The sequence below is a fragment of the Xanthomonas sp. JL1 genome, from assembly GCF_038405005.1.
On the sequence record NZ_JBBYGR010000039.1, the window covers coordinates 13,945 to 40,415 of the forward strand.

Annotated in this window: 28 protein-coding genes, 3 tRNA genes and 3 pseudogenes; 18 read left to right on the forward strand and 16 right to left on the reverse strand. The window is 63.6% G+C overall.

Going from position 1 to position 26,471, the window contains the following annotated elements:
- Positions 1-73: 73 nt before the first annotated feature.
- From lexA to WJW29_RS08475, 13 genes and pseudogenes are all read left to right on the forward strand, one after another.
- Complete coding sequence (gene lexA / locus WJW29_RS08415) at positions 74-715, forward strand: transcriptional repressor LexA (RefSeq protein ID WP_011408885.1); 642 nt, start codon at positions 74-76, stop codon at positions 713-715.
- 172 nt (positions 716-887) lie between these two features.
- Positions 888-1,922, forward strand: a complete 1,035-nt coding sequence (recA, locus tag WJW29_RS08420) for a recombinase RecA (protein WP_011408884.1) — start codon at positions 888-890, stop codon at positions 1,920-1,922.
- Positions 1,923-2,224: 302 nt separating this feature from the next.
- On the forward strand, positions 2,225-2,713 hold the full coding sequence (gene recX, locus WJW29_RS08425; RefSeq protein WP_012444556.1) for a recombination regulator RecX: 489 nt from the start codon (positions 2,225-2,227) through the stop codon (positions 2,711-2,713).
- Positions 2,714-2,814: 101 nt separating this feature from the next.
- Complete coding sequence (gene alaS / locus WJW29_RS08430; RefSeq protein WP_011259507.1) at positions 2,815-5,463, forward strand: alanine--tRNA ligase; 2,649 nt, start codon at positions 2,815-2,817, stop codon at positions 5,461-5,463.
- A gap of 139 nt (positions 5,464-5,602) precedes the next feature.
- The gene (gene csrA, locus WJW29_RS08435; RefSeq protein WP_003481884.1) at positions 5,603-5,815 is read left to right on the forward strand and encodes a carbon storage regulator CsrA; all 213 of its coding nucleotides are present in this window, start codon (positions 5,603-5,605) and stop codon (positions 5,813-5,815) included.
- An 87-nt stretch (positions 5,816-5,902) separates the two neighbouring features.
- Positions 5,903-5,995 (forward strand) — tRNA-Ser (locus WJW29_RS08440).
- Positions 5,996-6,525: 530 nt separating this feature from the next.
- A complete protein-coding gene (locus WJW29_RS08445) occupies positions 6,526-6,945 on the forward strand; it encodes a helix-turn-helix domain-containing protein (protein WP_011408882.1) in 420 nt (139 codons plus the stop codon).
- Positions 6,946-7,308: 363 nt separating this feature from the next.
- Positions 7,309-7,632 carry a hypothetical protein gene (locus WJW29_RS08450; protein WP_258523931.1) on the forward strand — a complete coding sequence of 108 codons (324 nt, stop codon included), beginning with the start codon at positions 7,309-7,311 and terminating at the stop codon, positions 7,630-7,632.
- A gap of 67 nt (positions 7,633-7,699) precedes the next feature.
- On the forward strand, positions 7,700-7,882 hold the full coding sequence (locus tag WJW29_RS08455; protein WP_325167298.1) for a hypothetical protein: 183 nt from the start codon (positions 7,700-7,702) through the stop codon (positions 7,880-7,882).
- Positions 7,818-8,513, forward strand: a complete 696-nt coding sequence (locus WJW29_RS08460) for a DnaB-like helicase C-terminal domain-containing protein (protein ID WP_011408881.1) — start codon at positions 7,818-7,820, stop codon at positions 8,511-8,513. The genes WJW29_RS08455 and WJW29_RS08460 overlap by 65 nt, the downstream gene beginning before the upstream one ends.
- Before the next feature lie 4 nt (positions 8,514-8,517).
- Entirely contained in the window at positions 8,518-9,267 is a 750-nt protein-coding gene (locus tag WJW29_RS08465; RefSeq protein WP_011259505.1) for an isopentenyl transferase family protein, read from the forward strand.
- A 243-nt stretch (positions 9,268-9,510) separates the two neighbouring features.
- A pseudogene (locus WJW29_RS08470) lies at positions 9,511-9,978 on the forward strand (glycoside hydrolase family 104 protein); the annotation flags it as partial.
- Between the two features lie 101 nt (positions 9,979-10,079).
- Positions 10,080-10,265: a hypothetical protein gene (locus tag WJW29_RS08475; protein ID WP_012444564.1), complete on the forward strand. Its 186-nt coding sequence runs from the start codon at positions 10,080-10,082 to the stop codon at positions 10,263-10,265.
- Positions 10,266-10,410: 145 nt separating this feature from the next.
- Here WJW29_RS08475 and WJW29_RS08480 read toward each other — a convergent pair whose 3' ends face one another.
- Positions 10,411-11,112, reverse strand: coding sequence for a pirin family protein (locus WJW29_RS08480; protein WP_011259502.1), 702 nt, complete (start codon positions 11,110-11,112; stop codon positions 10,411-10,413).
- Between the two features lie 136 nt (positions 11,113-11,248).
- Here WJW29_RS08480 and WJW29_RS08485 point away from each other — a divergent pair, with 136 nt between their 5' ends.
- Both WJW29_RS08485 and WJW29_RS08490 read left to right on the forward strand, forming a co-directional pair.
- A complete protein-coding gene (locus tag WJW29_RS08485; protein WP_011259501.1) occupies positions 11,249-12,193 on the forward strand; it encodes a LysR substrate-binding domain-containing protein in 945 nt (314 codons plus the stop codon).
- Positions 12,194-12,237: 44 nt separating this feature from the next.
- Positions 12,238-13,224, forward strand: coding sequence for a DedA family protein/thiosulfate sulfurtransferase GlpE (locus WJW29_RS08490; RefSeq protein WP_011259500.1), 987 nt, complete (start codon positions 12,238-12,240; stop codon positions 13,222-13,224).
- A gap of 167 nt (positions 13,225-13,391) precedes the next feature.
- Here WJW29_RS08490 and WJW29_RS08495 read toward each other — a convergent pair.
- The 9 genes and pseudogenes from WJW29_RS08495 to WJW29_RS08535 form a co-directional block, all read right to left on the reverse strand.
- Positions 13,392-13,468 (reverse strand) — tRNA-Arg (locus WJW29_RS08495).
- Between the two features lie 93 nt (positions 13,469-13,561).
- Positions 13,562-13,638 (reverse strand) — tRNA-Arg (locus WJW29_RS08500).
- Positions 13,639-13,678: 40 nt separating this feature from the next.
- Positions 13,679-14,542: pseudogene (locus tag WJW29_RS08505) on the reverse strand (alpha/beta fold hydrolase).
- The gene (thiD, locus tag WJW29_RS08510; RefSeq protein WP_011259497.1) at positions 14,539-15,348 is read right to left on the reverse strand and encodes a bifunctional hydroxymethylpyrimidine kinase/phosphomethylpyrimidine kinase; all 810 of its coding nucleotides are present in this window, start codon (positions 15,346-15,348) and stop codon (positions 14,539-14,541) included. Before thiD ends, WJW29_RS08505 begins: the two are co-directional and overlap by 4 nt.
- A gap of 84 nt (positions 15,349-15,432) precedes the next feature.
- Complete coding sequence (locus tag WJW29_RS08515) at positions 15,433-15,915, reverse strand: hypothetical protein (protein ID WP_011408879.1); 483 nt, start codon at positions 15,913-15,915, stop codon at positions 15,433-15,435.
- On the reverse strand, positions 15,915-17,312 hold the full coding sequence (locus tag WJW29_RS08520; RefSeq protein ID WP_011259496.1) for a PhoH family protein: 1,398 nt from the start codon (positions 17,310-17,312) through the stop codon (positions 15,915-15,917). The genes WJW29_RS08515 and WJW29_RS08520 overlap by 1 nt, the downstream gene beginning before the upstream one ends.
- An 82-nt stretch (positions 17,313-17,394) precedes the next feature.
- Positions 17,395-17,877, reverse strand: coding sequence for a peroxiredoxin (locus WJW29_RS08525; RefSeq protein ID WP_011259495.1), 483 nt, complete (start codon positions 17,875-17,877; stop codon positions 17,395-17,397).
- Between the two features lie 37 nt (positions 17,878-17,914).
- Positions 17,915-18,265: a ribonuclease E inhibitor RraB gene (locus WJW29_RS08530; RefSeq protein ID WP_011259494.1), complete on the reverse strand. Its 351-nt coding sequence runs from the start codon at positions 18,263-18,265 to the stop codon at positions 17,915-17,917.
- 11 nt (positions 18,266-18,276) lie between these two features.
- Positions 18,277-18,903: a glycine cleavage system protein R gene (locus WJW29_RS08535; protein WP_011259493.1), complete on the reverse strand. Its 627-nt coding sequence runs from the start codon at positions 18,901-18,903 to the stop codon at positions 18,277-18,279.
- A gap of 93 nt (positions 18,904-18,996) precedes the next feature.
- Between WJW29_RS08535 and dapA the strand changes: the two genes are divergently transcribed.
- Both dapA and WJW29_RS08545 read left to right on the forward strand, forming a co-directional pair.
- On the forward strand, positions 18,997-19,905 hold the full coding sequence (gene dapA, locus WJW29_RS08540) for a 4-hydroxy-tetrahydrodipicolinate synthase (protein ID WP_011259492.1): 909 nt from the start codon (positions 18,997-18,999) through the stop codon (positions 19,903-19,905).
- A 16-nt stretch (positions 19,906-19,921) separates the two neighbouring features.
- A complete protein-coding gene (locus tag WJW29_RS08545; RefSeq protein ID WP_011408878.1) occupies positions 19,922-20,440 on the forward strand; it encodes a hypothetical protein in 519 nt (172 codons plus the stop codon).
- A 124-nt stretch (positions 20,441-20,564) separates the two neighbouring features.
- On the opposite strand, the gene fdxA is transcribed toward WJW29_RS08545, so the two are convergent.
- The 5 genes from fdxA to WJW29_RS08570 form a co-directional block, all read right to left on the reverse strand.
- Entirely contained in the window at positions 20,565-20,888 is a 324-nt protein-coding gene (gene fdxA / locus WJW29_RS08550) for a ferredoxin FdxA (protein WP_011259490.1), read from the reverse strand.
- Between the two features lie 82 nt (positions 20,889-20,970).
- A complete protein-coding gene (locus WJW29_RS08555) occupies positions 20,971-21,849 on the reverse strand; it encodes a 2-dehydro-3-deoxygalactonokinase (RefSeq protein ID WP_011408877.1) in 879 nt (292 codons plus the stop codon).
- A complete protein-coding gene (locus WJW29_RS08560) occupies positions 21,846-22,757 on the reverse strand; it encodes an SMP-30/gluconolactonase/LRE family protein (RefSeq protein ID WP_011259488.1) in 912 nt (303 codons plus the stop codon). Before WJW29_RS08560 ends, WJW29_RS08555 begins: the two co-directional genes overlap by 4 nt.
- Complete coding sequence (gene dgoD / locus WJW29_RS08565) at positions 22,751-23,899, reverse strand: galactonate dehydratase (RefSeq protein ID WP_011408875.1); 1,149 nt, start codon at positions 23,897-23,899, stop codon at positions 22,751-22,753. The genes WJW29_RS08560 and dgoD overlap by 7 nt, the downstream gene beginning before the upstream one ends.
- Entirely contained in the window at positions 23,896-24,528 is a 633-nt protein-coding gene (locus tag WJW29_RS08570) for a 2-dehydro-3-deoxy-6-phosphogalactonate aldolase (RefSeq protein WP_011259487.1), read from the reverse strand. Before WJW29_RS08570 ends, dgoD begins: the two co-directional genes overlap by 4 nt.
- Positions 24,529-24,940: 412 nt before the next feature.
- Between WJW29_RS08570 and WJW29_RS08575 the strand changes: the two genes are divergently transcribed.
- Positions 24,941-25,912 carry a LysR family transcriptional regulator gene (locus WJW29_RS08575; RefSeq protein ID WP_011408874.1) on the forward strand — a complete coding sequence of 324 codons (972 nt, stop codon included), beginning with the start codon at positions 24,941-24,943 and terminating at the stop codon, positions 25,910-25,912.
- A gap of 197 nt (positions 25,913-26,109) precedes the next feature.
- On the opposite strand, the pseudogene WJW29_RS08580 reads toward WJW29_RS08575, so the two are convergent.
- Positions 26,110-26,460: pseudogene (locus WJW29_RS08580) on the reverse strand (relaxation protein); the annotation flags it as partial.
- Positions 26,461-26,471: the final 11 nt, after the last annotated feature.

The following is a 26,471-nucleotide window of genomic DNA, read 5'->3' on the forward strand; positions in this document are numbered from 1 at the left end:
ATCGAGGTGGCGGTGCGGTCGAAGTGGTGCGAAGCGCTTGCGCAAGTACTCATTAGTAGTAATAATACTAAACATGGACCTGACCGATACCCAGCAAGCAATCCTGGCCTTGATCGCCGAGCGCATCGACGCCGATGGCGTCCCGCCGTCGCAGACCGAAATCGCACGCGCGTTCGGCTTCAAGGGCGTGCGCGCCGCGCAGTATCACCTGGAGGCGCTGGAGCAGGCGGGTGCGATCCGTCGTGTCCCAGGCCAGGCGCGTGGGATCCGGCTAGCTGGGCAGGGCGGACAGACGCGCGCAGCGGCGGTGAGCGAGCCCGTTCGCGACGATGTGCTGCGTCTGCCCGTGCTGGGCCGCGTTGCGGCGGGTTTGCCGATCGGTGCCGATATCGGTTCGGATGACTTCGTGGTGCTGGATCGCGTGTTCTTCTCGCCCTCGCCAGACTACCTGCTCAAGGTGCAGGGCGATTCGATGCGCGACGAAGGCATCTTCAACGGCGATTTGATCGGTGTGCACCGCACCCGCGACGCGCGCTCGGGTCAGATCGTGGTGGCGCGGATCGATGAGGAAATCACCGTCAAGCTGCTGAAGATCGGCAAAGACCGGATCCGGCTGCTGCCGCGCAACCCGGACTACGCGCCCATCGAAGTGCTGCCGGATCAGGATTTCGCGATCGAAGGCCTGTATTGCGGGCTGTTGAGGCCTAACCGCTGAGCTCTGTACCGATGGTCGTGCTGGCTTTTTCCCGAGCAGGCACCGCAGGATTTCCCCCTGCCGCGGGACATGGCGTCTCCCTAATATGAGTGTGTCGCCTGCAGTCTCAGCCTGTGCGATACACCGCCGCTACATTAGCCCCATACCGAAATCACTGACGAGGATCACCCAGATGGACGAGAACAAGAAGCGCGCCCTTGCCGCCGCACTGAGCCAGATCGAAAAGCAATTCGGCAAGGGCTCGGTCATGCGCATGGGCGACCGTGTCATCGAAGCGGTCGAAGTCATTCCGACCGGCTCGCTGATGCTGGATATCGCCCTGGGGACCGGCGGCCTGCCGAAGGGGCGCGTAGTCGAAATCTACGGGCCGGAATCCTCGGGCAAGACCACCCTGACCCTGCAGGCGATTGCCCAGTGTCAGAAGCTGGGCGGCACCGCCGCCTTCATCGACGCCGAGCACGCGCTGGACCCGGTCTATGCGGCCAAGCTGGGTGTCAACGTCGACGATCTGCTGCTCTCGCAGCCGGATACCGGCGAGCAGGCGCTGGAAATTGCCGACATGCTGGTGCGTTCAAGCTCGGTGGACATCGTGGTGATCGACTCGGTTGCCGCACTGACCCCGAAGGCAGAAATCGAAGGCGAAATGGGCGACCAGCTGCCGGGCCTGCAGGCTCGCCTGATGAGCCAGGCGTTGCGCAAGCTTACCGGCAACATCAAGCGCTCCAACACGCTGGTGGTCTTCATCAATCAGCTGCGCATGAAGATCGGCGTCATGATGCCGGGCCAGAGCCCGGAAGTGACCACCGGCGGCAATGCCTTGAAGTTCTACGCCTCGGTGCGTCTGGACATCCGTCGTATCGGCGCAATCAAGAAGGGCGACGAGATCATCGGCAACCAGACCAAGATCAAGGTGGTCAAGAACAAGTTGGCGCCTCCGTTCAAGCAGGTCGTGACCGAAATCCTGTACGGCGAAGGCATCAGCCGCGAAGGCGAATTGATCGATATGGGCGTGGAAGCCAAGCTGGTTGAAAAGGCCGGCGCCTGGTACAGCTACGGCGATGAGCGCATCGGGCAGGGCAAGGACAATGCGCGGACTTACCTGCGCGACAACCCGCAGGTTGCGGTCCGGCTGGAAGCCGAACTGCGCGAGAAGTTCCAGCCTGCCGAAGCGCCGCGCGAAGCCGGCGACGACGAAGAGAAGGAATAAGACGCAGCTGCACAGCATTGCCGGTCGCCGTTAGGCGGTTCGCCGAGGTTAGGGTGGCCCTAATGCTGTCAGTAAGCGATGGGTGACCGTCGGGTGCCCGTGGTAGGCGACGACTCGAGCACCGGCCGCGCTCGCCCGGCGTTGGCACAACAGGTCCAAAAGCGTTTGAAGTTTTTCTATCGCGAGGACGGCGGAGTCAGTGCCGTCGCTTCTCGCGGTAGATCTATCGAAGGCCAGGAGGGCAGGCGCCACGGACGGCGCATTTGATGCAATGCGATTTTGGCGATGCAGGACACCTCACGATGAACGAGCAAGAGCCCGCACCAAAACGGGGGCGCCGGTTCAAGGAGCAGACGCCGGTCCAGCGCGCACTCGGTCTATTGGTGCGGCGCGAACATTCGCGCAAGGAATTGAACCGCAAGCTATTAGCCCGCGGGATCGAGCCAGATGCGGCGCAAGCCGCCGTCGATCGCCTCACTGGCGAAGGGTGGCAGGACGACGCCCGTTTCGCAGCAGCAGTCGTGCGCAATCGCGCCGGCTCCGGTTATGGCCCGCTGCATATTCGTGCCGAACTGGGAACCCATGGTCTGGATAGCGAGGCCATCAGTGCCGCCATGGCGACGTTTCAAGGCGATTGGACCGAAAACGCGCGCGATCTGATCCACCGTCGTTTCGGCGAGCAGGGCCCAATAGACCTTCCACAGCGGCGCAAAGCCGCCGATTGGCTGGCTCGGCGTGGTTTCGACGGCAACAGCATTCGCGCCGCCACGCGCTTCGACCTTGAGGACTGAGGGCGTCAGGCCTGCTACCCTTCGTGGTTTCAGGTTGTTCCCCTCATCTGCACCCACATCGCATGGGGTGACCGGGACTGCCGCCCGCCCAATGTCAGCTCATGAACGCACCTGCCAAATTCAGCACTTCCCAGATCCGTAGCGACTTCCTCGCGTTCTTCGAGGGGAGGGGCCACACCATCGTGCCATCCGCGCCGCTGGTGCCGGGTAACGACCCCACCTTGCTGTTTACCAACTCCGGCATGGTCCAGTTCAAGGACGTCTTCCTTGGCGCGGAGAAACGCAGTTACGTGCGTGCCGCTGACGTGCAGCGCTGCCTGCGTGCCGGTGGCAAGCACAACGATCTGGACTCGGTCGGCTACACCGCGCGTCACCACACCTTCTTCGAAATGCTAGGCAACTGGTCGTTCGGCGACTATTTCAAGAAGGACGCCATCGCCTGGGCATGGGAACTGCTGACCCAGATCTGGAAGCTGCCGACAGACCGTCTGTTGGTCACCGTCTACCACACCGACGAAGAAGCTTTTGCGTTGTGGCGCGACATGATCGGCATCCCGGAAAGCCGCATCGTGCGCATCGGCGACAACAAGGGTGCGCCCTACGCGTCGGATAATTTCTGGCAAATGGCCGACACCGGCCCGTGCGGCCCGTGTACCGAAATTTTCTTCGACCACGGCGATCACATCGCTGGTGGTCCGCCGGGGTCGCCGGATGAGGATGGCGACCGCTTTATCGAGATCTGGAACCTGGTCTTCATGCAGTTCGATCGCCAGCCCGACGGCACACTGGTACCTCTGCCAGCGCCATGCGTGGACACTGGCATGGGATTGGAGCGTCTTGCCGCGATCCTGCAGCATGTCCATACGAACTATGAAATCGACCTGTTCCAGGCGTTGATCGGCAAGGCCAGCGCGCTGACCGGCATCACCGATCTGGAGAACAAATCGCTGCGGGTGATCGCCGATCACATCCGCGCTTGTTCGTTTCTCATCGTCGATGGTGTGCTGCCCTCCAACGAAGGCCGCGGCTATGTGCTGCGTCGGATTATCCGACGTGCGCTGCGCCATGGTTGGATGTTGGGCGTGCGCCAGCCGTTCTTCAGCAAGATGGTGCCCACGCTGGTCGAACTGATGGGCGAAGCCTACCCCGAGCTGGTGGTGGCGAAGGACACCGTGGCGCGCGCCTTGTTGGCCGAAGAAGAGCGTTTTGCGGAGACGCTGGACGCCGGCATGAAAATCTTCGACGAGGTCGCGTCGCGCTCGCAGGACATTATCCCGGGCGCCGATGCGTTCCGGTTGTACGACACCTATGGCTTCCCGGTCGACCTGACCGCCGATATCGCACGCGAGCGCGGCATGCGCGTGGACATGGAGGGCTTCGAGTGCGCCATGGAGCGCCAGCGCGAGACTGCGCGTGCGGCCGGCAAGTTCGGCGGCGGCGTGGCATTGCCCGCCGATCTGGTCGCCAGCATGTCGCCAACGGTGTTCCTGGGTTACGAAGCGTACGATGCCGATGCGCTCAGGGTCGTGGCGTTGCTCAAGCAGGGCCGCCCGGTCGAACGTGCGCAGGCCGGCGACGAGGTGATCGTGTTCACCGACCGCACGCCGTTCTACGCCGAGTCGGGTGGTCAGGTTGGCGATAGCGGTCAGCTGAACGGCCCCGGTGTGTTGATCGAAGTTGCCGACACGCAGAAGTTCGCCGGTCAGTTCCATGGCCATGTGGGTCGCATCAGCGAAGGCACGCTCGCGCTTGGCGATGTGCTTGCCGGTGGGATCGACGTACAACGTCGCGGCAAGACCATCCTCAACCATTCGGCGACCCATCTGCTGCATGCCGCGTTGCGCGAAGTGTTGGGAACGCATGTTCAGCAGAAGGGCTCGCTGGTCGCACCGGATCGTCTGCGCTTCGACTTCTCGCACTTCCAGCCGATCACTGCGGATGAGCTTGCTGTGATCGAGCGCAAGGTCAACGCCGAAGTGCGCACCAACCATGGCGTGGAAGTGCATAACATGGCCATGCAGGAGGCGCTGGATTTCGGCGCGATGGCGTTGTTCGGCGAGAAATACGGCGAAAACGTCCGCGTGCTCAAGATGGGCGGTTATTCCACCGAACTGTGTGGTGGCACGCATGTCACCCGTACCGGCGACATCGGCCTGTTCAAGATCACCTCCGAAGGCGGCGTGTCCTCGGGAGTGCGTCGTATCGAAGCGGTGACCGGGCAGGGCGCGCTGGATTATGTGGCCGACGAAGAGCGTCGCTTGCTTGAGGCTGCCCATTTGCTCGGCGGCAACGCGACCGAGGTGGTGGACAAAGTGCGCGCACTGACCGAGCGTCAGAAGCGGCTGCAGCGCGAGCTGGAATCGCTCAAGGCCAAGCTGGCGTCGGGTGCAACGGCTGACCTGGGCGCTGCTGCGATCGACGTCGCCGGGGTCAAGGTGGTGGCAGTGCGTCTGGAAGGCTTCGATGCCAAGGCGCTGCGCGATGCGATGGATCGCCTGAAGCAACAGCTCGGCGACTCTGTGATCGTGCTGGCTGGCGCTTCAGGCGGCAAAGTTGCGCTTGTCTCTGGTGTGAACGGCAGCCCAACTGGCAAGGTGAAGGCAGGGGAACTTCTCAGCAATATCGCCAGTCAGATCGGCGGCAAGGGCGGTGGCCGTCCAGATCTCGCCCAGGGTGGTGGCGAGGACGGGCCCGCCCTTGCGACCGCACTCGACGGTGTGCCCCTCTGGGTCAAGCAACACTTGGGCTGAACACTTTTCCTGCTATCCCTTGCTGGCTAGCAGGATGTGACGCTACCATTTATGGTCTATTACCTTTACGTAGGACGCGTCTCACTCAGGAGGCCGTCGATGCTGGTGGGAAATCCACCGGTTCCAGGAGATATGCAAAATGTTGATCCTCACTCGCCGGGTAGGCGAAACCTTGATGATCGGCGACTCGGTCACCGTGACCGTTCTCGGCGTCAAGGGCAATCAGGTGCGCATCGGTATCACCGCACCCAAGGATGTCGCTGTGCATCGTGAAGAAATCTATCAGCGCATCCAGCGTGGGGATGAGCCGGTCGCTTCCGGCGCACATCACGGTGACGATTCTTCGAATTGATCGTTGTAAAGGGTTTACGGTAGCCCCTCTTACCCGCTATTCTTCGCGGCCTGCCACGGACATCGCGGCAGGCAGCAAAAAAAAACTGGAGCGATGCCCGAGCGGCTGAAGGGGCTCCCCTGCTAAGGGAGTATAGGGTCAAAAGCTCTATCGAGGGTTCGAATCCCTCTCGCTCCGCCATAACCAACAAAAAACCCCGCTAAATGCGGGTTTTTTTGTTGGTTGCGTTGCCTCTACCCATCCATTTACCCGCCCTCCTGAAACGCCTGGTCCCGCGCGAGCAAGGTGCGCAGTAGCACGCACACGAGTGGCAAGGACTGCCGATCAATAGGGGCATGGACGTGCGTGCGTCCGTCGCGTGGTAGTGGCCGCGGCGGTGTCTGGCGCGAAGAGGCGGGCCGCTTGGCCGTTCGCACATCCCTTTCGTCCAGAGAAGACGAAGCCCCCGCCGTCGACCAAGACAAGTGCGGGGGCTTCGTGGAGCACGAGGTCACGATGCCACCGAGCCACCCTGCATTTCAAGAGCGCGCCATGGAAGGCTTGCGCGTGTTTTCCCATCGCTGCGTTGAACGCTGCCTGGAGCCGTCTGTCTTGCTGATCGAGTGCCTGTCCACCGGGCGTGCGCCAGCGCGGACGATCACCAGTCGCCACGTGAAGCGCTTGGCTCAAATGGTGTTGTCCGCCTTTGCGAAAGGTCAGTAGGGTGGCGCATGAGTGTCCAGGTCATGGCATGGGCGCTTGAGCAGCGCATTGTCCTGGACGCGCCAGCGCGGCACGTGCTGCTGTGCCTGGCCAACTATGCCGACAAGGACGGGCGCGGCGCGTTCCCTGCAGTGCAACGGCTCGTAGACGATACCGGGCTGAGCGGGCGCACGGTCCAGCGGCAGTTGGCCGCCCTGGTCGCGGCCGGGGTCATCCGTCCCGGCAATGAGGCCATCGTCGCAGCCTACATTTCGCGCGCTGATCGTCGCACGGTCTGCTACGACATCATCATGCAGCGGGGTGACACAGGTGCACCCGGTGAGAGGACACGGGGTGACAGCCGTGCACGCCACGGGGTGACAGCGACGACAGAACGGGGTGTCACCGTGTCACCCAATCCGTCAGATAACCATCAAAAAGAAACCTGATTAGCCCCGACCTTCAGCTGCAGCACCTCCGCGCTTATCGCTAAACCGGCCTAATGCCAGGCCGCCATGGGGTCCTGGCTGAAAGAACTTCGCACCGGCTCCTCGCATCAGCAGCGCCAAGATCAGACATCATGGAACACATCGGTAAAACGAAGCTATTTGCAGGACTGCAACAAAAATCCAGCTGACGGTCAGGGCTAATCAGGAAAAGAAATCCATCCCCCTATAGTCCCCGATGGGGACTCAGAAGCCAGCGAGCAACTGCTAACCAATCAGGAAGATCTGAGCAATCAGGGAGAACTGGGTCTTCAGGAAGAGCTGGTTCAGCAGAAAGATCAACACGGACAACCGACACCGGTGGAGGTGATCCGAGAGACCTACAACCGGATGCTTGGGTATCGCCCCGGATGCACTGCCAGCCTGGCGACCACTGCGCTACTGGAACGCAAGCTGCGCAAGGCTGATGCCAACGCACGCAAAACCTGCAAGGCAGCGGGGGTGATCTTCGATCCGCCAGAGTTCTGGGAGATCTACTTCAGCGTGTGTCTGCAGGATCCCTGGATGCGGGGGGATCGTCCGACCCCCAACAACGCGCGCTGGAAACAATCGCTGCCGACGCTGATCGACGATGAGCGATTCGAGCAGGTCATGAACATCGCGCTCGGCAGCCTGGAGATCGAGCAATGAGGCGGCTGGAATTTGATGCCGAATCGGCCGTGCTCGCGTGCCTGATTCGCGATCCGACCTGCTGCAGGTGGACGACTTTGCGGATCGTGAGTGCCGCGCCCTGTTTGAGGCGATCAAGTCCGAGATCGCGGCACGGCGTCCCTCGGACGTGGTCACGCTGGGCGAACGCCATCCGGTAATCGCGGATGTGGCATTTCAACACCGATCAGCACATGACAGGGGTTGCCACCGGATTCCGCCCGCTGGATGACCTCACCGGAGGATGGCAGCCGACCGACCTGATCATCGTCGCGGCAAGACCAAGCATCGGTAAATCGGCGTTTGCGCTGCAGACGCTGCTGCATGGCACACGACCGGACGGGGGCGTGAACGGATTCCTGGCGTCGCTGGAAATGTCCGGTGAGCAGTTGGCCGATCGGGCGATCTCCAAGCTGGGTCGCATCAACGCCATGCACATCCGCAGGCCCAAGCTGATGGAGGAGCAGGAGTGGGCCAGCGCGCCGGCTGCCGCCCAGCAACTGACCAAGCACCTGCTGTATGTCGACGACGCTTCGTCGCTGTCGGTGAAAGGGGGGCGACTCAAGTTCCAAGTGCAACACTTTTCTCGACGGCAGACCCGCGTTTTCTGTCAAAACACTGGCTCACGTAACTTTTGCACAATCAATGGCCTGCTGGGCTGTCCGTCCATACGTTGCGCTAACAGCAGGTCTCTCGAGGTGTTGCACTTGACTCTTGAGACCGCCGTCTCCGGAAGATTTCTTGACTGTCATCGCCTCCGAGTAGGTGGGCGGCCGCGATGTCCTTGCTTTTCACGACGTGCATGCATACGGGCCTATAGCTTTATGGGCATTGTAGTTAAAATTTTTCCATGCATGGCGTGATGCTATGAGTTGCATACTGCACCTGATCTGGGGGCCGACCTGTAGCGGTAAAACCGAGGTGGCCGTCGCGCTGGCAGAGCAAACCGGATGGCCGGTTATCGCGCTCGACCGAGTTCAGTGCTGTCCGGAAATGTCCACGTGCAGCGGACGTCCGCTACCGGCCGAATTGCGCGCTACGCGCAGGATCTATCTGGCCTCGCGCGCGGTTCGCGAAGGCATTATTGCCGCGGATGAGGCACACGCACTGTTGGTTGATCTGGTCGATAGGCGCAGCGCTGCCGGCGGTGTGATCTTGGAGGGCGGATCGATCTCGCTGATCAATCGCATGATCCTCGATCCTTACTGGGCGAATGATTGGCAGTGGCGCTCGCACAGGTTGCTGCTGGGCGAGTGCGCAGATTTCCTGGACAGAGCCCTACGTCGCGTTGAGAAGATGCTGCGCACGGGCATGGGACGGCCGTCGTTGCTGGAAGAGCTGGTGGCGCTATGGCCCGATCCTGCGCTCCGTCCAACTATCGAGGATGTCGACGGATACCGCTATTCGATCCGTTTCGCACGCCAATGGAACGTACCGGTCGGCCAACTGCTGTCCATAGGTGATGAGATGAAACAGCGCCTGATTCACGGTATCGCCGAGGAATATCTTGGCCATGCGCAGTGGCAGGAGCGGGACCTGCTTACGTTGCCAGCGAACTGGCAAGCGCAGGACGTATCGATGGGTGGTTCCAAGTCCGGATTACACCATCGGCTGTGACCAGCCCTTGCGGCCTGGCGCGACCGACCTCATCGTCGCGGGGCTTTTCGATACCGTTTGCGCGACTGGTCCTGCCAAAGCGATACCGTCTTGCATGGGGCGCATGAAATTTGATGTCAATATGCTTGATCGCCTGAAGAAAGCGCGCAGGGCCATGCGGGTCATGCCCAGACTGTCCGCTTACCCGACGTGTGACCCAAGCCCTGCCGGCGACGATGGGGCTTTTTTGTATCCGCAGACTCTGTGGCGTTCATCTCGTTTGAGCAGGCCGGCGGCCGCAATGTCGTTGCGTTTCTCGACATGGTGGCGTGGGCGGAAGGGACGGATAAGCCGAGTCAGCCGACCAAGGATCACGGCTACGACGTGCTTGTCGGCGGCGGGCCATTCGACCGCTATGCAGATCATCCGTATGTGCCAGCGTTGCGCGTGTTCTTGACGGCGGCAGGGCGCTACCAACTGCTGCGACGGTACTAAGACGCATATCGGAAGACGCTCAGGCGATCGGACTTCTCGCCGTTGAGTCAGGACCTGATCGCCCTGCAGCAGATCCGCGAGCGGCGCGCGCTGCGGCTGATCCAGGCCGGGCGCATCCAAGAAGCCATCGCCAAGCTGTCCAGCATCTGGGCGAGCCTGCCGGGCGCCGGCTATCAACAGCATGAGCAGGCCCTGGGTGACCTGATCGCTGCCTACGTGTTTGCTGGCGGGCAACTGACGGAGGAATCAAGATGGACGCGCAACCGAGTGCCGACGGTCGCCCGCGTGTTGTTCTGGGAAGCTTTGAGTGCTGGGCGCTGGGGATCGACGCATCGGTCATGACGACGGCATCGATCGCGTTGGTGACGACCGTCCTGCAGACCAAGAGCGCGGTGGACAAGGTCGCCAAGCAAGAAGCGATCCAGAAACTCTCCGAGCAGCAGGCGGTGATGAATTCGCCCCCCGTTTCCGCAGAATTTGATTTTCGGTTGGTGACCCATGGTCAGGCACAAACAGCCCGATGAGCTGGCCCGCCTCAAGGGGGCCGACAGGCAAAACCCACAGCGATGCAAGCGCCAAGTACCTAAGTCCACATGGATGTCATTGCGTGCCGTGCAGCGGTCAACGCAGGCAGTGGCTGATTGAATGGCGTTTTTCAGGGGCGACCGATTACTTCGGCAGGTCGAACACCAGGACTTCGGCATCGCGTGCATCGGCCAGTACGATTTCCGGCTCGCCGATGATCTGCATCGCGTCGCCTGCCGACAGCACCTGGCCGTTGACGCTCAGGCTGCCGCGGGCCACTTGCACATAGCCGATGCGGCCTTCGGCCAGCGGCTGCTGGAGACGCACCTCGCCATCGAGGATCGAGGCGTACAAGCGCGCATCCTGGTGCAGGCGCAGCGAACCATTCTCACCACCCGGCGAGGCGATCAGGCGCAACTGGTTGCGCTTGCTGTCCGCATCGAAGTACTTTTCTTCGTAGCTCGGCTCGATGCTGGCGCGCTCGGGCATCACCCAGATCTGCAGGAAGTGCACCGGCTCGCTGGACGAGTGGTTGAACTCGCTATGGGTCACGCCGCTGCCGGCGCTCATGCGCTGCACATCGCCGTAATGCAGCACCGAGCCGGTGCCCATGCTGTCCTTATGCTCCAGCGCGCCGCCCAGGACATAGGAGATGATCTCCATGTCGCGGTGTGCGTGGGTGCCGAAGCCTTCGCCCGGCTGCACCTTGTCCTCGTTGATCACCCGCAGTGGGCCGATGCCCATGTGGCGCGGGTCGTGGTAACTGGCAAAGGAGAAGGTATGGCGCGAGGACAGCCAGCCATGCTCGGCGCGGCCACGGGTTTCGCTCTTGCGGACATTCAACATGCTGCTGCTCCTTGAAAGATTCGAATTGGCGCTGGGGGATGAATCGGCGTCCCAGCGGCTTGATGCGTAGTCTCTGCCTTCGCAGGCAAGAGAAAAAGCGAGTAGATTTGGCCGCTATCATCGAAAATTTCGAACAATGAAAATCAGCCTGGAAGCGCTGCAGATCCTCGATGCCATCGACCGCCGTGGCTCCTTCGCTGCGGCAGCCAAGGTGCTGTTCAAGGTGCCGTCGACGATTTCCTACACGGTCGCCAAGCTGGAAGAGGATCTGGGCGTGCAGCTGTTCGAGCGGGTGGGGCCGAAGGCTACGCCCACGCAGGCGGGCCGCGAACTGCTGCGCGAAGGGCGTCATCTGCTGCGCGCCGCGCAAGAGCTGGAGGTGCGCGTGCGCCGGGTGGCCTCGGGCTGGGAATCGGACGTTGCGATCGGGCTGGATGCGGTACTGCCTGCGGCCTTGCTGCAGCCGCAGATCCTGGATTTCTACACCGTGGCCGACAGCACGCGGCTGCGCGTGCTGAGCGAGTCGTTATCGGGCGGTTGGGAAGCGTTGCTGGACAGGCGCGTGGACCTGATCGTGGCGGCGGGCGAGGGGCCCAGTGGCGGTGGCTATGTGGCCGAGCCCATCGGCACGTTGCGCTTCGTATTTGCCGTGGCATCCACGCATCCGCTGGCGAGTGCGGGCGTGCTGGGTGCGGCCGAGCTGGCCGAACACCGCGCGATCGCGGTGGCGGACTCGGCGCGGCGCCTGCTGCCGCGCACGGTCGGGCTGCTGTCCGGTCGCGATGTGCTCACGGTGCCGGACATGCGCACCAAGCTGCTGCTGCAGCTGGCTGGCGCCGGCTACGGCTTTCTGCCCGAGCCGTATGCACGCGGGGCCCTGCAGGACGGCCGGTTGCGCGAGGTGCAGGTGGAAACACACAAGCCCGACGAAACCTTCTACCTGGCGTGGCGGCCGGGCGAGGAGGGCGAGGCATTGGGCTGGTGGCGACGCGCTTTGCGCAGCGAGGGCCTGTTCGACAGCTGGTTGCACGCCTTGGCCGCAACGTATCGTTCCGTCGCCGCGGGGCAGTCGCCGCGGTGAGGGAAGGCGGATAATGGCGGCTCGCCGTCGCGCAGGATCGTCGCATGCAAGGCCTGATCGAACAGTACGGATTGGCGCTGGTGTTCGCCAACGTGCTGGCGTTGTCACTCGGGCTGCCGGTTCCGGCATTGCCGACCCTGTTGCTGGTCGGTGCGAGCTACGCGTTGCAGGGAGGGAGCGATGCCTGGCTGGCCGGGCTTGCGGCATTGGCCGTCTCCGTATCGGCGAGTTTGTTGGGCGATCTGGCGTGGTATCTGGCTGGCCGTCGCTTCGGCAATCGCACCCTGCAGTCGCTGTGTCGACTGTCGCTGTCGCGCGATAGCTGCATGAAGCAGACCGAGCGCTTCTTTTCGCGCTGGGGCGTGCGAGTGCTGGCAGTTGCCAAGTTCGTGCCCGGCTTGTCGCTGGTGTCGGTGCCGATGGCCGGTGCGATGCGGGTGCGTCCTGCGGCGTTCCTGCGATACGACGCCTTCGGAGCATCGCTGTGGGCATTGGTCGGCTTGAGTGTGGGCGCCGTGTTCGCGCACCAGGTGCAGGACGTGCTCGTCTTTTTGTCCGAACTCGGCTCGGGCGCGGTCGTGGTGTTGGCGGCGTTGCTGGCCTGCTATGTCGGTTGGCGCTGGCGGCGGTACAGCCTGTTGCGATCGCTGGAGCATGCGCGCATCGCGGTAGATGAGCTTGTGCCGTTGCTGGATGGCGAAGAGGGCCTGCGGCCGACCGTGCTGGACATCCGTGCACCGGGCTATCGCGATCTGCAGCCCTACATGATTCCGGGCGCCGTGTTTGCCGATGAGCGTCAGCTGGCGCAGATTCTTGCCAGCGTGCCGCGCGATCGCAGTGTGGTGATCTACTGCGCGTGTCCGGACGAAGTGTCTGCAGCGTGCTTGGCCGCGCGGATGCGCGCGCGTGGGTATCGCGATGTGCGGCCGCTGCTGGGCGGTCTGGATGCATGGCGCGGTGCCGGGCATCCGGTGACATCGCTGCTGCCGGTAGTGGTGGTTGCTGACGCGAGCATTGCTGCCACGGCCTGATTGCACTGGATGCGGTGCCCGCGGTGGCGTCGGCGAGCGCTTCGCTAGAGAACGGCACCGCCTGCTGGAGCAGCGCACGACGATACGGCGCGATGCGCGCCGTCATCTGCATCCGCAACATCGACAGGCAAAAAAAAGACCAGCAAGCTGGCCGTTTTCTTCAAGGTTGGTGCGCCCGGAGAGATTCGAACTCCCGACCGCCTGGTTCGTAGCCAGGTACTCTATCCAGCTGAGCTACGGGCGCATGTCTTGTGTGACTTGCACATCTGACGCAGTGCGATCAGATCTTTTAACTGAAAAAACAGCGATTGAATGCTGTCTTTTTTTGCTCTGAAGATGGTGCGCCCGGAGAGATTCGAACTCCCGACCGCCTGGTTCGTAGCCAGGTACTCTATCCAACTGAGCTACGGGCGCCTCGTCAGGAGCGGAATTATGCCGATGAGCGAGGTGCCCGTCAATCCCTTTGTGAAATTCGATCGCCGTTGATGGCATCGTCAGACGCACTGCGCAGCGTAGCAACCACGGCCGCAGGCGTTTTCATCCAGGCGAAATGATCGCTGCGCGTGCCCAGTTGCCTATCGTCCAAGGTTACGTGGGCCGCGTGTGCCTGCGGCATTTTGTCGAGTAATGCACGCAGCGCACCTGCGGGACCTACCGTATCGCGTGCAAGCGTCACCGCGCGGATCGGCACGCGTAGTTGGCCCAGTGCCTGCTCCAGATCCCATGGTGCGCCTGCCGCGGCCGACCTGCATCCAATCGGAATCAGGCTGCGCGTTTCGGTGCCGCCGAAGCCGAGCTTGCGCCCGTGCAGCACGCCTTGCCTGCGTGCCAGCCACGGCAACAGCCCAAATGCCACCGGCAGGCCGTAGCGCATCGGCGGGGGAAAATTGCGCCAATATGGCGAGCCGCTGGCCACCAGCCAGAACTGGGCGAAATGCGTCGGGTGCAGCGCGGCATGGCAGCACGCGAGCTGACCGCCAAGGCTGTGTCCGCCGATGAGGCGCGGAAGCTACGGGTCGTGCAGATCGGGCAGGGCGTGGCTGGCGGGCAGATCATCTGCAAGCAGCGTGCGATAGCCCCAATCGTGCTCACGCGAGGGGCGCAGCTTACTGCTGCCGCTGCCGCGCCACTCGTGCAGATACACCGCGACGTCGAGGGGCGCGAGGGCATGTGCGAAGGGTTGGTAATGCCGCGCTGCCACGCCCAACGCGGGCAGTCACAGCAGGGTGGCCGTTGGTTGCGGTGGCGCGCAGCGAATCACCTGCCATCGGTGTCCATCTGCAGCGCTGGCGAGCAAGGTATCGGTCTGCACGCTCATGCGCTGGGTGCTGCGCCGAAGTGGTCGAGCACCAGTACATCGCTATGGCCGGGACGTTGGCCGAGGCAGATGGCGCGTGCAACGTAATCGATGGCCGCTTCGCAGGCATTGAGCAACGACAGGCCCTGACACAGCTGCGCGGCAATCGCCGCCGACAGGCTGCAGCCGGTGCCATGCGCATCCACCTGCAGGCGCGGATGCATGAACACATCCTGGGTCACGCCGTCATCGAAGCGATCGAGTACACGCGCGCCTTCATGCAGATGTCCGCCCTTGAGCAGCACCGCATTCGCGCCCAGATCGAGCAGGGCGGCGGTGGCGCGTTCGGCGCTATCGGCGCTGTCGACGCGGCGGCCGATCAGTAGCTCGGCTTCGTGCGTATTGGGCGTGATCAGCGTGGCCAGCGGCAGCAGACGCGTGCGCAGCGCATCCAGCGCGGCATCTTCGAGCAGGCGTGCGCCACTGGTGGACACCATCACCGGATCGAGCACGACGAATGGTGGGCGATGCCGTTCGAGCAGATCGGCCACGCAATGGATGACGGCGGCATTGGACAGCATGCCGAGCTTGACCGCCTGGATCTCGAAATCGGCGAAGCAGGCATCCACCTGCGCCTGCAGAAACGGCAGTGGCGGGATATGCACGGCGGTGACGGCGCGAGTGTGTTGTGCGGTCAATGCGGCGATTGCCGACAACCCGTGCACGCGGTGTGCGGCGAAGGTCTTGAGGTCGGCCTGGATACCGGCGCCACCGCCGGAATCGGAACCGGCGATGGTCAATGCAGACAGCGTGCTGGGCGTGGTCATCTGCCGATTCTGCACTGCCGGATTGCGGCTGTGCAGAATCGGTGTGTCGACACCACGTTGCGCCGGTCCATCGCGACAACAGCGTCACCGTATCGCGTTCACCGCAATCTGCGAAAACGCGCCGGTCTGCGGATCGTACAGCGCGCCCCAGAACATGCTGCCGCCATCGCAGACCTGGATCGCCTCGGTGGCCGGCTTCACCTCCGGCGTATTCGGCAGCTTGAAGGCGTTGATGTAGATCAACTGCCGGCCCTGGATCACCACGCCCACGTATTGGCGGTCGAACTCGCGCGGCTCGGCAATGGTGGGCGTCAACGCATCCTGCCGCGCTTCGAGTTGTTCGATCTGCTGATGGCTCGGCGCCCAATAGCCGCTGATCTGGCCGGGATGCTTCGCCGGACTGTCGCGCGAACAGGGTTGCAGCACCTGTTCGGCAACGCCTTGCCGGGTGATGATCCACGACTGCCCGTTCTTGAGGTTGGTCGGCACGCTGGCCGGCCCCTGCGTGGTGGCGCAGCCAGCCAGTGCGATCACGGCAAGCGCCACCGCGCCGCGCAGTGCGTGCATCACAACACCTCCGAGGCGAAGTCGGCCAGACGCGAGCGCTCGCCACGACGCAGCGTGATATGCGCGCTATGCGGCCATGCCTTGAAGCGATCTACCGCGTAGGTCAGGCCCGAGGTGGTTTCGGTGAGGTAGGGCGTGTCGATCTGCTCGACGTTGCCCAGGCACACGATCTTGGTGCCGGGGCCGGCGCGGGTGATCAGCGTTTTCATCTGTTTGGGAGTGAGGTTTTGCGCCTCGTCCAGAATCAGATAGCGCGACAGGAAGGTACGGCCGCGCATGAAGTTCATCGAGCGGATCTTGATGCGGCTGGCGAGCAGGTCGTTGGTGGCCGCACGGCCCCACGAGCCGCCTTCCTGGTTGTGCGTGAGCACTTCCAGGTTGTCGGTCAGCGCGCCCATCCACGGGGTCATCTTTTCTTCTTCGGTACCGGGCAGGAAGCCGATGTCTTCGCCCACGCTGACGGTGGCGCGGGTCATGATGATTTCGCGGTAACGCTGCTGATCCATCGTCTGCGCCAGGCCGGCGGCCAGTGCGAGCAAGGTCTTGCCAGTGCCGGCGGTCCCGAGCAGGGTGACGAAGTCGATTTCCGGGTCCATCAGCGCATTGAGCGCGAAATTCTGCTCGCGGTTGCGTGCGGCAATGCCCCACACCGCGTGCTGCGTGTTGCGGAAGTCGTCGACCAGGCACAGCGTGGACTTGCCGCCGCCAACCTTGGCGACGCGCAGCTCCACTTCGTCTTCGCCGGGCAGGTACAGGTACTGGTTCGGGTACCAATCTTCATCCTCGGCCAGCACGATTTCGTAATGGGTGCGGCCGCGTTCGTTCCAGCTGCGCAGGTCTTCGTTGTGCTTCTGCCAGAAGTCTTCCGGCAGCTCGATGGCGCCGGTAAACAACAGGCTGAAATCGTCCAGCGCACGGTCGTTCTGATAGTCCTCGGCGACCAGGCCGCTGATGTAGGCCTTGATGCGCAGGTTGATGTCCTTGGACACCAGGATGACCGGAACATCCGGATTTTCTTCGCGCAGCGCCAGCACCGAGGCCAGGATCTTGTTGTCCGGCAGCATCGCGCCGAACGTGCGGCCCGGATCGATCGGTTTGATCTGGAAAAACAGGCGGCCGATCGCGGCCTGGCCCTTGAGCTGGATGCCTTGCGGATGGCTCAGCAGGATGCCGGTCTGGATCTGGTCGGCATTGGTGTTTTCCAGTAATTCGTCCAGGAAACGGCTGACCTGGCGTGCATTGCGACTGACTTCGGAGGTGCCCTTCTTGGCGTTATCGAGCTCCTCGATCACCTGCATCGGCAGGAACACATCGTGTTCCTCGAACTTGAACAGCGCGGTGGGATCGTGCATCAGCACGTTGGTGTCCAGCACGTAGATGCGCTTGCCTCGGGTCATTGGGTCTTCCAAGTGATGGAGCAGGGGCGAGCCATCACGCCTGCAACTGCAGGGTGATGGAGGACACGGGAAGCCGGCGGTGTCACTGTTTGGCGTGCGCCTTTACTGCGGCCAGCACGGCCTCGGCATGGCCGGCCACCTTGACCTTGCGCCATTCCTGCACGACATGCCCATCGGGCGATAGCAAAAAGGTGCTGCGCTCGATGCCGAGCACCTGTTTGCCGTACATGTTCTTTTCCTTGATCACGTCGAAGGCGCGGCACAGCGCTTCATCGCTGTCGCTGATCAATGGGAAGGTGAAGCCCTGTTTGGCGCAGAAGTTGTCGTGCGATTTCACCGAATCGCGCGAGACGCCCAGCACGACCGCGCCTGCCTTTTTGAACTGCGGCAGCAAGGCGTTGAAGTCCAGGCCTTCGGTGGTGCAGCCAGGCGTGCTGTCCTTCGGGTAGAAGTACAGCACCAACCACTTGCCGGCATGGCCGCGCAGCGTGGTCTGGGTGCCGCCGGACAGCGCCAGCGGCAGGTCGAAAGTTGCAGCGGGTAATTCCAGCATAGCGTCGGTCATCGTTGCTCAGCCCAAAGTGGAGGTGCGCACGGCGCGGTCATGCCGGGCCGACGTCCATCCCATCATAAGCAGCCACATGGAAACGTTTGGCAAGTGCGTCGAACTGCGCATTGCGCTGATTCAGCGACTCGATGGTGTGGTGCTCTTTCCTGTCCACATGCAGGAAGTACGACTGTTCATCGTCGCCATCGTCTTCGTCGCGTTCGCCGAGGAAGATATCGATGACGCGGTAGCCATCCTGGGTCAGTTGCTCGGCGAGTTTCTGCAGCGGTTCCTGCGCCGGGTCGGCGAAGAAATATTCCCAGCGCAGCGGGCCGTCCAGATTCCAGTCGGTCTCGGAGCGGATGTGGTCGAACATCTGTTTCAGCGCGGACATCGCGATGGCCATGGATGGGTGCCTTAGAACTTCATCGGATCCATGATCGCGTCGAGATTGAGGTGATCACAGAATTCCAGGAAATCATCGCGCAATGCGGCGATGTGCATGTTGGCCGGCACACCGATCGTTACCTGCGCAGAAAACATCTCCGCACCGGTTTGCATGGCAAGGTAGCGCGTGCTCTGCAGGTTTTCGATGGTGATGCCCTGGCGGTCGAAGAAATCGGCCAGCTGGAACAGGATGCCCGGCTTGTCGGCAGCGATGACCTCGACAATGTAAGGCAGCAGGTTGGACTGGGTCTGTTTGGGGCCGGTGCGGTACCACACCAGCTTGAGGCCTTCTTCGCGTTCGAGCCGGGTCAGCATGGCTTCGAGCTTGGCAACCGAATCCCAGGAGCCGGTCGCCAGTGCGGTGACAGAGACGTCGCGCCCCACCGTGGCCAGGCGAGCGTCCAAGAGATTACAGCCGCTGTCGGCGATGCGGCGGGTGACGGGCAACAACGGGGACTCCGGATGCGTCGTGTAGGCGTTGATCAGGAGGTGATTTTCGGTCGGCGAAGGCCGGGGGGTAGAGTCGGTCAAAGGGGCTTCCGGCATTGCATCAGGCTGAATGGCCGCCCGGGCAGGCGCCCTGGCGGTGACCAGCATACTTGCCCGTGGTTTCGCGCCGCAAGTAACATGCAGGTGGTTTCAACCCGTGCCCGCGCGGGCCTTTTCCTGTCACGTAAGAGCAGCAGAATCTTGTCCCTTTCCGGCATCATCACCGCCCTGGCGACCCCCTTCGGTCCCGATGGCGCACTCGACCTGGATGCATGGCGGCGGCTGCTGGAGCAGCAGTTGCACGGTGGCGTGCAGGGAATCGTGGTCGCTGGCTCCACCGGCGAAGCGGCGGCATTGAGCGAGGACGAATACGACACGCTGTTGCGCGCTGCCGTTGCCCAGGTGGCCGGCCGCGTGCCGGTGCTGGCCGGCACCGGCTTGTCTGGTACTGAAAAGACCATTGCGCAGACGCGTCGCGCCGCAGCGCTGGGCGCGCAATACGCGCTGGTCGTGACGCCGCCGTATGTGCGTCCGACCCAGGCCGGACTGAAAGCGCATTTTCTGGCGATAGCCGATCACGGCGGCCTGCCGGTGGTGATGTACAACGTGCCGGGCCGTACCGGTTGCGACCTGCTGCCGGAGACGGTGGCCGAGCTGGTGGTGCATTCGAATATCGTCGGCATCAAGGAAGCGCGTAGCGAGCCCGGGCGTGTGGCCGCGCTGGTGGCGCTGCGCAGCGATAGTTTTGTGGTGCTCAGTGGCGACGACGGCAGCGCAGCGCAATCGATGCTGTCCGGCGCTGCCGGGCTGATTTCGGTGGCCTCCAATGCCTTGCCGGCGGCGTACCGGCGCCTGTGCGATCTGGCCCGCGACGGCCAGCGCGAGGCTGCCACTGCGTGGGACGCGCGTCTGAGCGAGTACCACAGCTTTTGCGGTATCGAATCCAATCCCATCCCGGTCAAGGCGCTACTGCAGCGTGCCGGGATCGGCCATGGCCTGCGCTTGCCGCTGTTACCCCTTTCTGCGGCGCACCAGCCTGCCGCCGACCGCCTTGCCGCCGACGCCGTTGCGTTGGAAGCGCTTTCCAGCCGCGAAATGCTCGCGGCCTGACCCAGGAGATTTATCGATGCGTCATTCCGTTTCCTCCGTCCGCGTGCTGTCGCTCGCGTTGCTGGCGAGCGCCACTGTCGCCGCCACGAGCGGTTGCAGCTGGTTTCACAAGGGCGCGCGCGGCGACTATGCGCTGGCCCCGGAAGCCCGTCCGTTGGAAGTGCCGCCGGATCTGAACCTGCCCGACACCTCCGGTGCGATGAAGGTGCCGACGCTGGCGTCGACCACGCAGCAGCAGGCCAACACGCCGCCGTCGGCAAGCGCCAATAGCGGGTTCACCGTGCCGGGCGAGCGCGACGAGGTGTTCGGCAAGGTGGGCGCAGCGTTGGCCGACATCCCGGGTCTGACCATCGCCAGCAAGGCGCAGATGCTTGGTTCCTACGACGTGAGCTACGAGGGTTCCAGCTTCCTGGTGCGCGTGGTCAAGGTCCAAGCGGGCAGCTACGTGTCGGCAGTGGATCCGCGTGGCATGCCGGCGACGGCGGCAGCGCCGGTGGCGGTGATCACCGCGCTCAAGGGCAAGCTGGGCGGCTGAGGCCGGTTCAGTGTGCTGGATAGCAGAACGGGCGCTTCAGGCGCCCGTTTTGCGTTGGTGGGAATTTGCGATTGCTCTGCGGACGCGCCCGGCAGTGTGAACGCGTTGCGTCCGGTCGTGCAGCTCAGCGCTGCAACAGCGGCAACTTGTTCGGCTTGCCATCCCATTCGGCGGCATCGGGCAGCGGTTCCTGGCGCACGGTCAGTACCGGCCAGACCTTGGAGAGTTCAGCGTTGAGCGCGACGAAGCCTTCCTGGCCTGCTGGCACGTCATCTTCCGGGTAGATCGCGTTGGCCGGGCACTCCGGCTCGCACAGGGTGCAGTCGATGCACTCGTCCGGGTCGATGACCAGGAAGTTCGGGCCGACGTGGAAGCAATCCACCGGACAGACCTCGACGCAGTCGGTGTATTTGCACTTAATGCAGTTTTCGGTGACAACAAAAGGCATGGCGGAATCCGGCGTCTAGCCTTCCAATTCTAAAGCAGTCGCGTGATGGGTGTGGGGTTGTCGATGTTTTGCTGATGGCTGGTCAGGCCAGCCTGAGCTGCCTGGCCAGTGCGAACAGCCCCGCCGCCGCCAGATCTTCCGGGTGCAGCTGGCTTTCGACGCCCAGGTGCTGCAGCGCAAGGGCATAGCGTTGCGCCAGACCAGGGCTGCCGACCAGGTGCACGGTGGCGTGGTCGCCACGGTGCTCGCGCAGTTCGTGGCCGATCAGCAGACCCGAGAGGTAGGACGGCAGCGCCGCGGACGACAGCCGTTCGAACAGGCCGAGTGTGCGGGTGCCGAACAGGTGGTGACTGAGGCCGCCGGGGGCGGCGCTGCGGTCGATGCCCTGCACAAACGCATCGGTGTCCAGCGCGGCGTGGTCGTCCTCCATCAGCTTGCCGAGGATGCTGTGCTGACACAGCACGGCGTACAGCTCACCGGTCATGACGGTGGCAAACCCGGTCAGTTGGCCGTTGCCGATCCGCGCCCATTTGCTGTGTGTACCTGGCAGGCAGGCGACGTGCGCGCCGTCGCCGAGTGCGGCGATCAGGCCGACCAGCTGGGTTTCTTCACCGCGCATCACGTCTGGCACGCCGGCCTGTCCGCCGGTGCTCACGCCGGGCACGAACCACAGCGTGCGACCGGGCATCAGGTCGTCGTAGCTGCGCATCGCCAGGGCGAGCGAGCGAGTGTCTGTGGGGCAGGGCAGATAGGCTTGTTCGACCCAGCCGTTGCGGCTGCCGACCATGCCCGACAGCAGCAGCGGGCCGTCCCAGCCGTCGACCAAGCCTGCCAGTACCTCGGCGAAGCGGCCCTGGCAGGCGAGGACGCCGTTGCTGCCACGGCGCTGCTCAAGTACCTTGCCGTCGGCATCGAGCAGGTAGCCGCGCAGGCTGCTGGTGCCCCAGTCGATGGCGATCACGCGCTGGCCACCAAGCTCTCTGGCAAGCCCGCGACCGGCAGATCGCACCAGTACAAGCTGCCGGCTTCAGGGGTACGGGCCAGTTCCTCGGCGCTATGGTCCAGACGCGAGCTGATCACGTGCAGGCGGTCCAGCGCGGCGCCACCGAACGCGCTGCAGGTGGGGTGCTTGACCGGCAGTTGCACGATGCGCTCCACGCTGCCATCGGGGCGATAGCGCACTACGCGCCACGCGCGCCATTGCGCATTCCACAGGTGACCTTCGGCATCGATGATCGATCCGTCCGGTTCGGCATCGTCGCGGTCTAACGTGGTGAACACGCGGGTGTTGCTGGTCTGCGCGGTCTGCGCGTCGTAGTCGCAACACAGGATCTGCGGGCGCGCCGAGTCGCAGTAGTACAGCGTGCGGCCGTCGGGGCTGAAGCAGATCGAGTTGGGGATCGATACGCCTGGCAGCGGCAATGCACGCAAACCATGCGTCAGCGAGAACTGGTACATCGCTCCGCGCGCGGCCTTGGTGTCGTGTTCGTCCATGGTGCCGAATACGAAATTGCCGTTGCGATCGGCGCGACCATCATTGCTGCGCGTGAGCGGATTGTCCGCTTCCACGTCGGCCAGTTTTTCGAAGGGCAGCACGTCTTCTTCGATAGTGTCCGGATCGACAATCCCGATCGCCTTGGCCAGCGCGACCAGCACGCGACCGTCGTCCATCAGGCCGATGCATCCCGGGCGGTCGGGCAGCGTCCAGTGGCGCGATTGCGCACTGGCCGGATGGTGCCGCCACAGGCGTTTTTCGCTGATGTCGACCCAGTACAGCGCCTCGCGCCGTGCGCACCACAGCACGCCTTCGCCGTGCGTGCAGCGGCTGTCGACCGCCAGCACGGCGGTGTGTTCGGACGTGCTCACCATTCGGCGATGCTGCCATCGCTGTGGCGCCACACCGGGTTGCGCCAGTCGGGCGGGTTTTCGTTTGCGCGCTTGAGCATGTCTTCGTCGATCTCCACACCGAGCCCGGGTTTGGGCAGGGCGGCAATGCTGCCATCCACGCAGTGAAAATCGTCTTTGTTGATGACGTAATCGAGCAGGTCGGCGCCTTCGTTGTAATGAATGCCGATGCTCTGTTCCTGCAGCACCGCATTGTGCGAGACGAAGTCCACGTGCAGGCATGCAGCCAGCGCGATCGGGCCGAGCGGGCAGTGCGGCGCGAAGCCGACATCGTAGGCTTCGGCGATCGCGGCGATCTTGACGCATTCGGTGATGCCGCCGGCATGCGACAGGTCCGGCTGCACCATGCCGATGCCGCCGGCACACAGCACGTTCTTGAATTCGAAACGCGAGAACATGCGCTCGCCGGCGGCCAGCGGAATGGAGGTGCTGGCGGCCAGGCGCGGGTAGTACTCGGCCTGTTCGGCCAGCACCGGCTCTTCGACGAACAGCGGCTTGAACGGCTCGAGTTCGCGCAGCAACGCCTTGGCCATCGGCGCGCCGACGCGGCCGTGGAAGTCGATGCCGAAGTCGATGGTGTTGCCGAAGGCTTCGCGGATTTCGGCCACCTTGACCACCGCAGCGTCGACCGCGCGCGCGCTGTCGATCAGCTTCATTTCTTCGGTGCCGTTGAACTTGAAGGTGTCGAAACCCAGCGCGCGGTAGTCGGTGATCTGCTGGATGATCGCGCCCGGGCGGTCGCCGCCGACCCAGCGATAGGTCTTCATGCGGTCGCGCACCAGCCCGCCCAGCAACTCGTATACCGGCACGCCCAGCGCCTTGCCCTTGATGTCCCACAACGCCTGGTCGATACCGGCGATCGCGCTCATCAGGATGGCGCCGCCACGGTAGAAACCGGCGCGGTACATGGTCTGCCACAGGTCGTTGATGCGCGCCGGATCCTTGCCGACGACATAGCCGGCCAGTTCGTGTACGGCGGCCTCCACCGAACGGGCGCGGCCTTCGATAACCGGCTCTCCCCAACCGGTAATGCCCTCGTCGGTTTCGACCTTGAGGAACAACCAGCGCGGCGCAGCGTGGTAGGTGGTGAGGCGGGTGATCTTCATCCTTGCAGTTCCTGGTAGGCCTGCACGAAGGCGCGTGCATGCGTCTGGGTTGTTTCGAGCGATTGCGCCGGTTTGTACAGTTCGCCGCCGATGCCGGCGCCGGCGGCACCCTGGGCGATGAAGCCGGCCAGGGTCTGCGGGCTGACGCCGCCGACCACATACACCGGGATGTGCTTGGGCAGCACCGAGCGCAGGGCGCGCACATGCGCGGCGCCATAGGTCGCTGCCGGGAACAGCTTGAGGATGGTTGCGCCGGCGTCGATGGCGTCGAACGCCTCGCTGGCAGTGGCGAAGCCGGCCACCACGGTCAGCCCGCGCGACACCGCATGGCGGATCAGCGACGGGCGCGTATTGGGGGTGATGATGAAGCGCGCGCCAATCTCGACCAGGGTGTCGACGTCTTCATTGCGCAGCACGGTGCCGGCACCGATCCAGGCGCGTTCGCCGAAGGTCTGTTGCGCCAGCGCGATGCTTTGCTCCCAGCGCGGCGAGTTGAGCGGGATTTCGATCGCATCGAAACCGGCGTCGATCAGCGCGCCGACATGGTCGAGCGTTTCTTCCGGCGTGATGCCGCGCAGGATGGCGACCAGGGGCAGGGCGAACGGGCTGGCGGTGGTATCTGAAGTCATGCGGTTACTCGCGCTAGAGCGGAAAGCAATGGTTGGCGGCCGGGTGGCTGGTACCGTCGGGGGAGGTTGCGCAACTGCGGGGCGAGGCGCGGCGGCAGACGCGCAGCTCAAGATGAGGACGGGGGACGACGCAGGTCATGTATTCCGACCTTGACGGTGTGCCACCCGGACCCGCGTGCGCGGTCTTGCGGCCTGCATTAGGGGCCAGATGCCGTCATCGTTGTCGACCTCCGCATATTGGCGTGCGTGTTGCCGTCCGAGGACGGGCAGGCCACGTCTGTTTTCACCGCGCCAGGGATGTAGGGGCTCCCGTTGCGGCATTGGATAGCCTTGCCCGGGGAAATATGTGCTGCAAATGAAATTTTCGGCCTATTCTATTCCTCCGAAGAATACACCGCCGCAACCGCACGCTATGGCAACTTCCGGTATTCCCTGGTTCAACGCAGCCCGTCTTAAGACGCGCCAGCTCTTGCTATTGCTGCATTTGCATGAACAACGCTCGGTGTTGCGCGCGGCTGAGGCCGCTAGCATGACCCAGCCGGCGGCGTCCAAGCTGTTGGCGGAAATGGAAGACATGCTGGGCGTGAAGTTATTCGAGCGGCATGCCCGTGGCGTGGAACCGACTTGGTATGGCCACGTGCTGATCCGACGCGCGCGCGCCGCGATGTCCGAGATCGGTCGGGCGCAGGAAGAAATCGCCGCGCTGCGCGCCGGGTGCATGGGCCAGGCCTCGATCGGCACGGTGGTCAATCCGGGCACCAACTTGGTGCCGCAAGCGATCGCCGAGGTAAAGCGCGAGTTCCCGGACATCCTGGTGCGGGTGGAGATGGACTACAGCCGTCCGTTGGTGGCCAAGTTGCTGGATGGGCAGCTGGACATCGTGATCGGCCGCATCCTGGGGCCGGAAGGCGTGGGCGAGCTGGCGTTCGAGCCGCTGGCCGACGAGCCGCATTCGGTGATTGCCCGCGCCGGCCACCCGCTGGCCAGCCGCGCCGGCCTGCAGCATGCCGATCTGGTGCGGCATGGCTGGATCTTGCCGCCGGCCGATAGCGTGCTGCGCGCGCGGCTGGACTCGATGTTCATGGAGCATGGCGTGCAGGCGCCAACCAATGCCATCGAAACCTCGTCGCTGCCGGTCACCTCGACCCTGCTGCGCGGCACCGACATGCTGACTGCATTGCCGGTGGAATCGGTGGCGCCGTTGATCCAGGCGAAATTGCTCACCGTGCTGCCGATCAAACTGGGCGTGCGGATGGAATCGTTCGGCATCATCCGTCGGCGCGATTACAACCTGCCACCGGGTGCCGAGCGCATTTTGCAGGCGTTACGCACCACTGCACGGCGTTTGTACCCCGGTCTGAGGGCACCGGAGTCGTCGCTCTGACCGGCCTCGAAAAACCATTTCACGGTGACGACGGCAACGGGCGCGGATGTTTGCACTTTAGGCCGCGGCATCCTCGGCCCGATCAAGACCCGCCGCAAGACGACCCAGCGCAGGCTGTCGCCGACAGCCGTGCGATAGCGCACAATGCGGCGCCCCTGCTTTGAGGCGTCAGGGGCATTGGGTGCCTGCCGCCGGAATCAGCGCGGTTTGACCTGCCGATATAGACGGTGATCGCCGTAGGCCTGGCCCTTGGTCTCCACGTTGGCGCAGAGCTGGTCGTTGCACAGCGTCACGTCGGCGGCGTTGTAGGCCCGCAACAGCTCCGCACGCAACTGATTGTCTTCGATTTGCTGGCGATAATGGGCCAGCAACCATCCGCCACCGCCCAGCAACACCAGTAGACTTCCGACCACCACCGTCGCGCCTTTCAACAGCAACAGGCGCTGCGCCCGCTCGATGCGCTTGAGTTGATCTGACAGCGACTGCGCACCTCCCCCGATCAAGCTACCGGCGAGTTGCAACCGCTTCTCGAAACCGGGGAGACGTCGTGGCGCACAGC

What these genes read in the sequence shown, in the direction of transcription:
- recA (WP_011408884.1), top strand. Translation starts at nt 888, where the DNA reads ATGGACGAGAACAAGAAGCGCGCCCTTGCCGCCGCACTGAGCCAGATC.
- WJW29_RS08530 (WP_011259494.1), bottom strand. Translation starts at nt 18,265, where the DNA reads ATGGCCATCGCGATGTCCGCGCTGAAACAGATGTTCGACCACATCCGC.
- alaS (WP_011259507.1), top strand. Translation starts at nt 2,815, where the DNA reads ATGAACGCACCTGCCAAATTCAGCACTTCCCAGATCCGTAGCGACTTC.
- WJW29_RS08515 (WP_011408879.1), bottom strand. Translation starts at nt 15,915, where the DNA reads ATGCACGCACTGCGCGGCGCGGTGGCGCTTGCCGTGATCGCACTGGCT.
- WJW29_RS08460 (WP_011408881.1), top strand. Translation starts at nt 7,818, where the DNA reads ATGTGGCATTTCAACACCGATCAGCACATGACAGGGGTTGCCACCGGA.
- WJW29_RS08465 (WP_011259505.1), top strand. Translation starts at nt 8,518, where the DNA reads ATGAGTTGCATACTGCACCTGATCTGGGGGCCGACCTGTAGCGGTAAA.
- fdxA (WP_011259490.1), bottom strand. Translation starts at nt 20,888, where the DNA reads ATGCCTTTTGTTGTCACCGAAAACTGCATTAAGTGCAAATACACCGAC.
- WJW29_RS08475 (WP_012444564.1), top strand. Translation starts at nt 10,080, where the DNA reads ATGACGACGGCATCGATCGCGTTGGTGACGACCGTCCTGCAGACCAAG.
- WJW29_RS08520 (WP_011259496.1), bottom strand. Translation starts at nt 17,312, where the DNA reads ATGACCCGAGGCAAGCGCATCTACGTGCTGGACACCAACGTGCTGATG.
- WJW29_RS08545 (WP_011408878.1), top strand. Translation starts at nt 19,922, where the DNA reads ATGCGTCATTCCGTTTCCTCCGTCCGCGTGCTGTCGCTCGCGTTGCTG.
- WJW29_RS08575 (WP_011408874.1), top strand. Translation starts at nt 24,941, where the DNA reads ATGGCAACTTCCGGTATTCCCTGGTTCAACGCAGCCCGTCTTAAGACG.
- lexA (WP_011408885.1), top strand. Translation starts at nt 74, where the DNA reads ATGGACCTGACCGATACCCAGCAAGCAATCCTGGCCTTGATCGCCGAG.
- WJW29_RS08480 (WP_011259502.1), bottom strand. Translation starts at nt 11,112, where the DNA reads ATGTTGAATGTCCGCAAGAGCGAAACCCGTGGCCGCGCCGAGCATGGC.
- WJW29_RS08525 (WP_011259495.1), bottom strand. Translation starts at nt 17,877, where the DNA reads ATGACCGACGCTATGCTGGAATTACCCGCTGCAACTTTCGACCTGCCG.
- WJW29_RS08570 (WP_011259487.1), bottom strand. Translation starts at nt 24,528, where the DNA reads ATGACTTCAGATACCACCGCCAGCCCGTTCGCCCTGCCCCTGGTCGCC.
- csrA (WP_003481884.1), top strand. Translation starts at nt 5,603, where the DNA reads ATGTTGATCCTCACTCGCCGGGTAGGCGAAACCTTGATGATCGGCGAC.
- WJW29_RS08485 (WP_011259501.1), top strand. Translation starts at nt 11,249, where the DNA reads ATGAAAATCAGCCTGGAAGCGCTGCAGATCCTCGATGCCATCGACCGC.
- WJW29_RS08490 (WP_011259500.1), top strand. Translation starts at nt 12,238, where the DNA reads ATGCAAGGCCTGATCGAACAGTACGGATTGGCGCTGGTGTTCGCCAAC.
- dgoD (WP_011408875.1), bottom strand. Translation starts at nt 23,899, where the DNA reads ATGAAGATCACCCGCCTCACCACCTACCACGCTGCGCCGCGCTGGTTG.
- recX (WP_012444556.1), top strand. Translation starts at nt 2,225, where the DNA reads ATGAACGAGCAAGAGCCCGCACCAAAACGGGGGCGCCGGTTCAAGGAG.
- thiD (WP_011259497.1), bottom strand. Translation starts at nt 15,348, where the DNA reads ATGACCACGCCCAGCACGCTGTCTGCATTGACCATCGCCGGTTCCGAT.
- WJW29_RS08560 (WP_011259488.1), bottom strand. Translation starts at nt 22,757, where the DNA reads ATGGTGAGCACGTCCGAACACACCGCCGTGCTGGCGGTCGACAGCCGC.
- WJW29_RS08445 (WP_011408882.1), top strand. Translation starts at nt 6,526, where the DNA reads ATGAGTGTCCAGGTCATGGCATGGGCGCTTGAGCAGCGCATTGTCCTG.
- WJW29_RS08535 (WP_011259493.1), bottom strand. Translation starts at nt 18,903, where the DNA reads ATGCTGGTCACCGCCAGGGCGCCTGCCCGGGCGGCCATTCAGCCTGAT.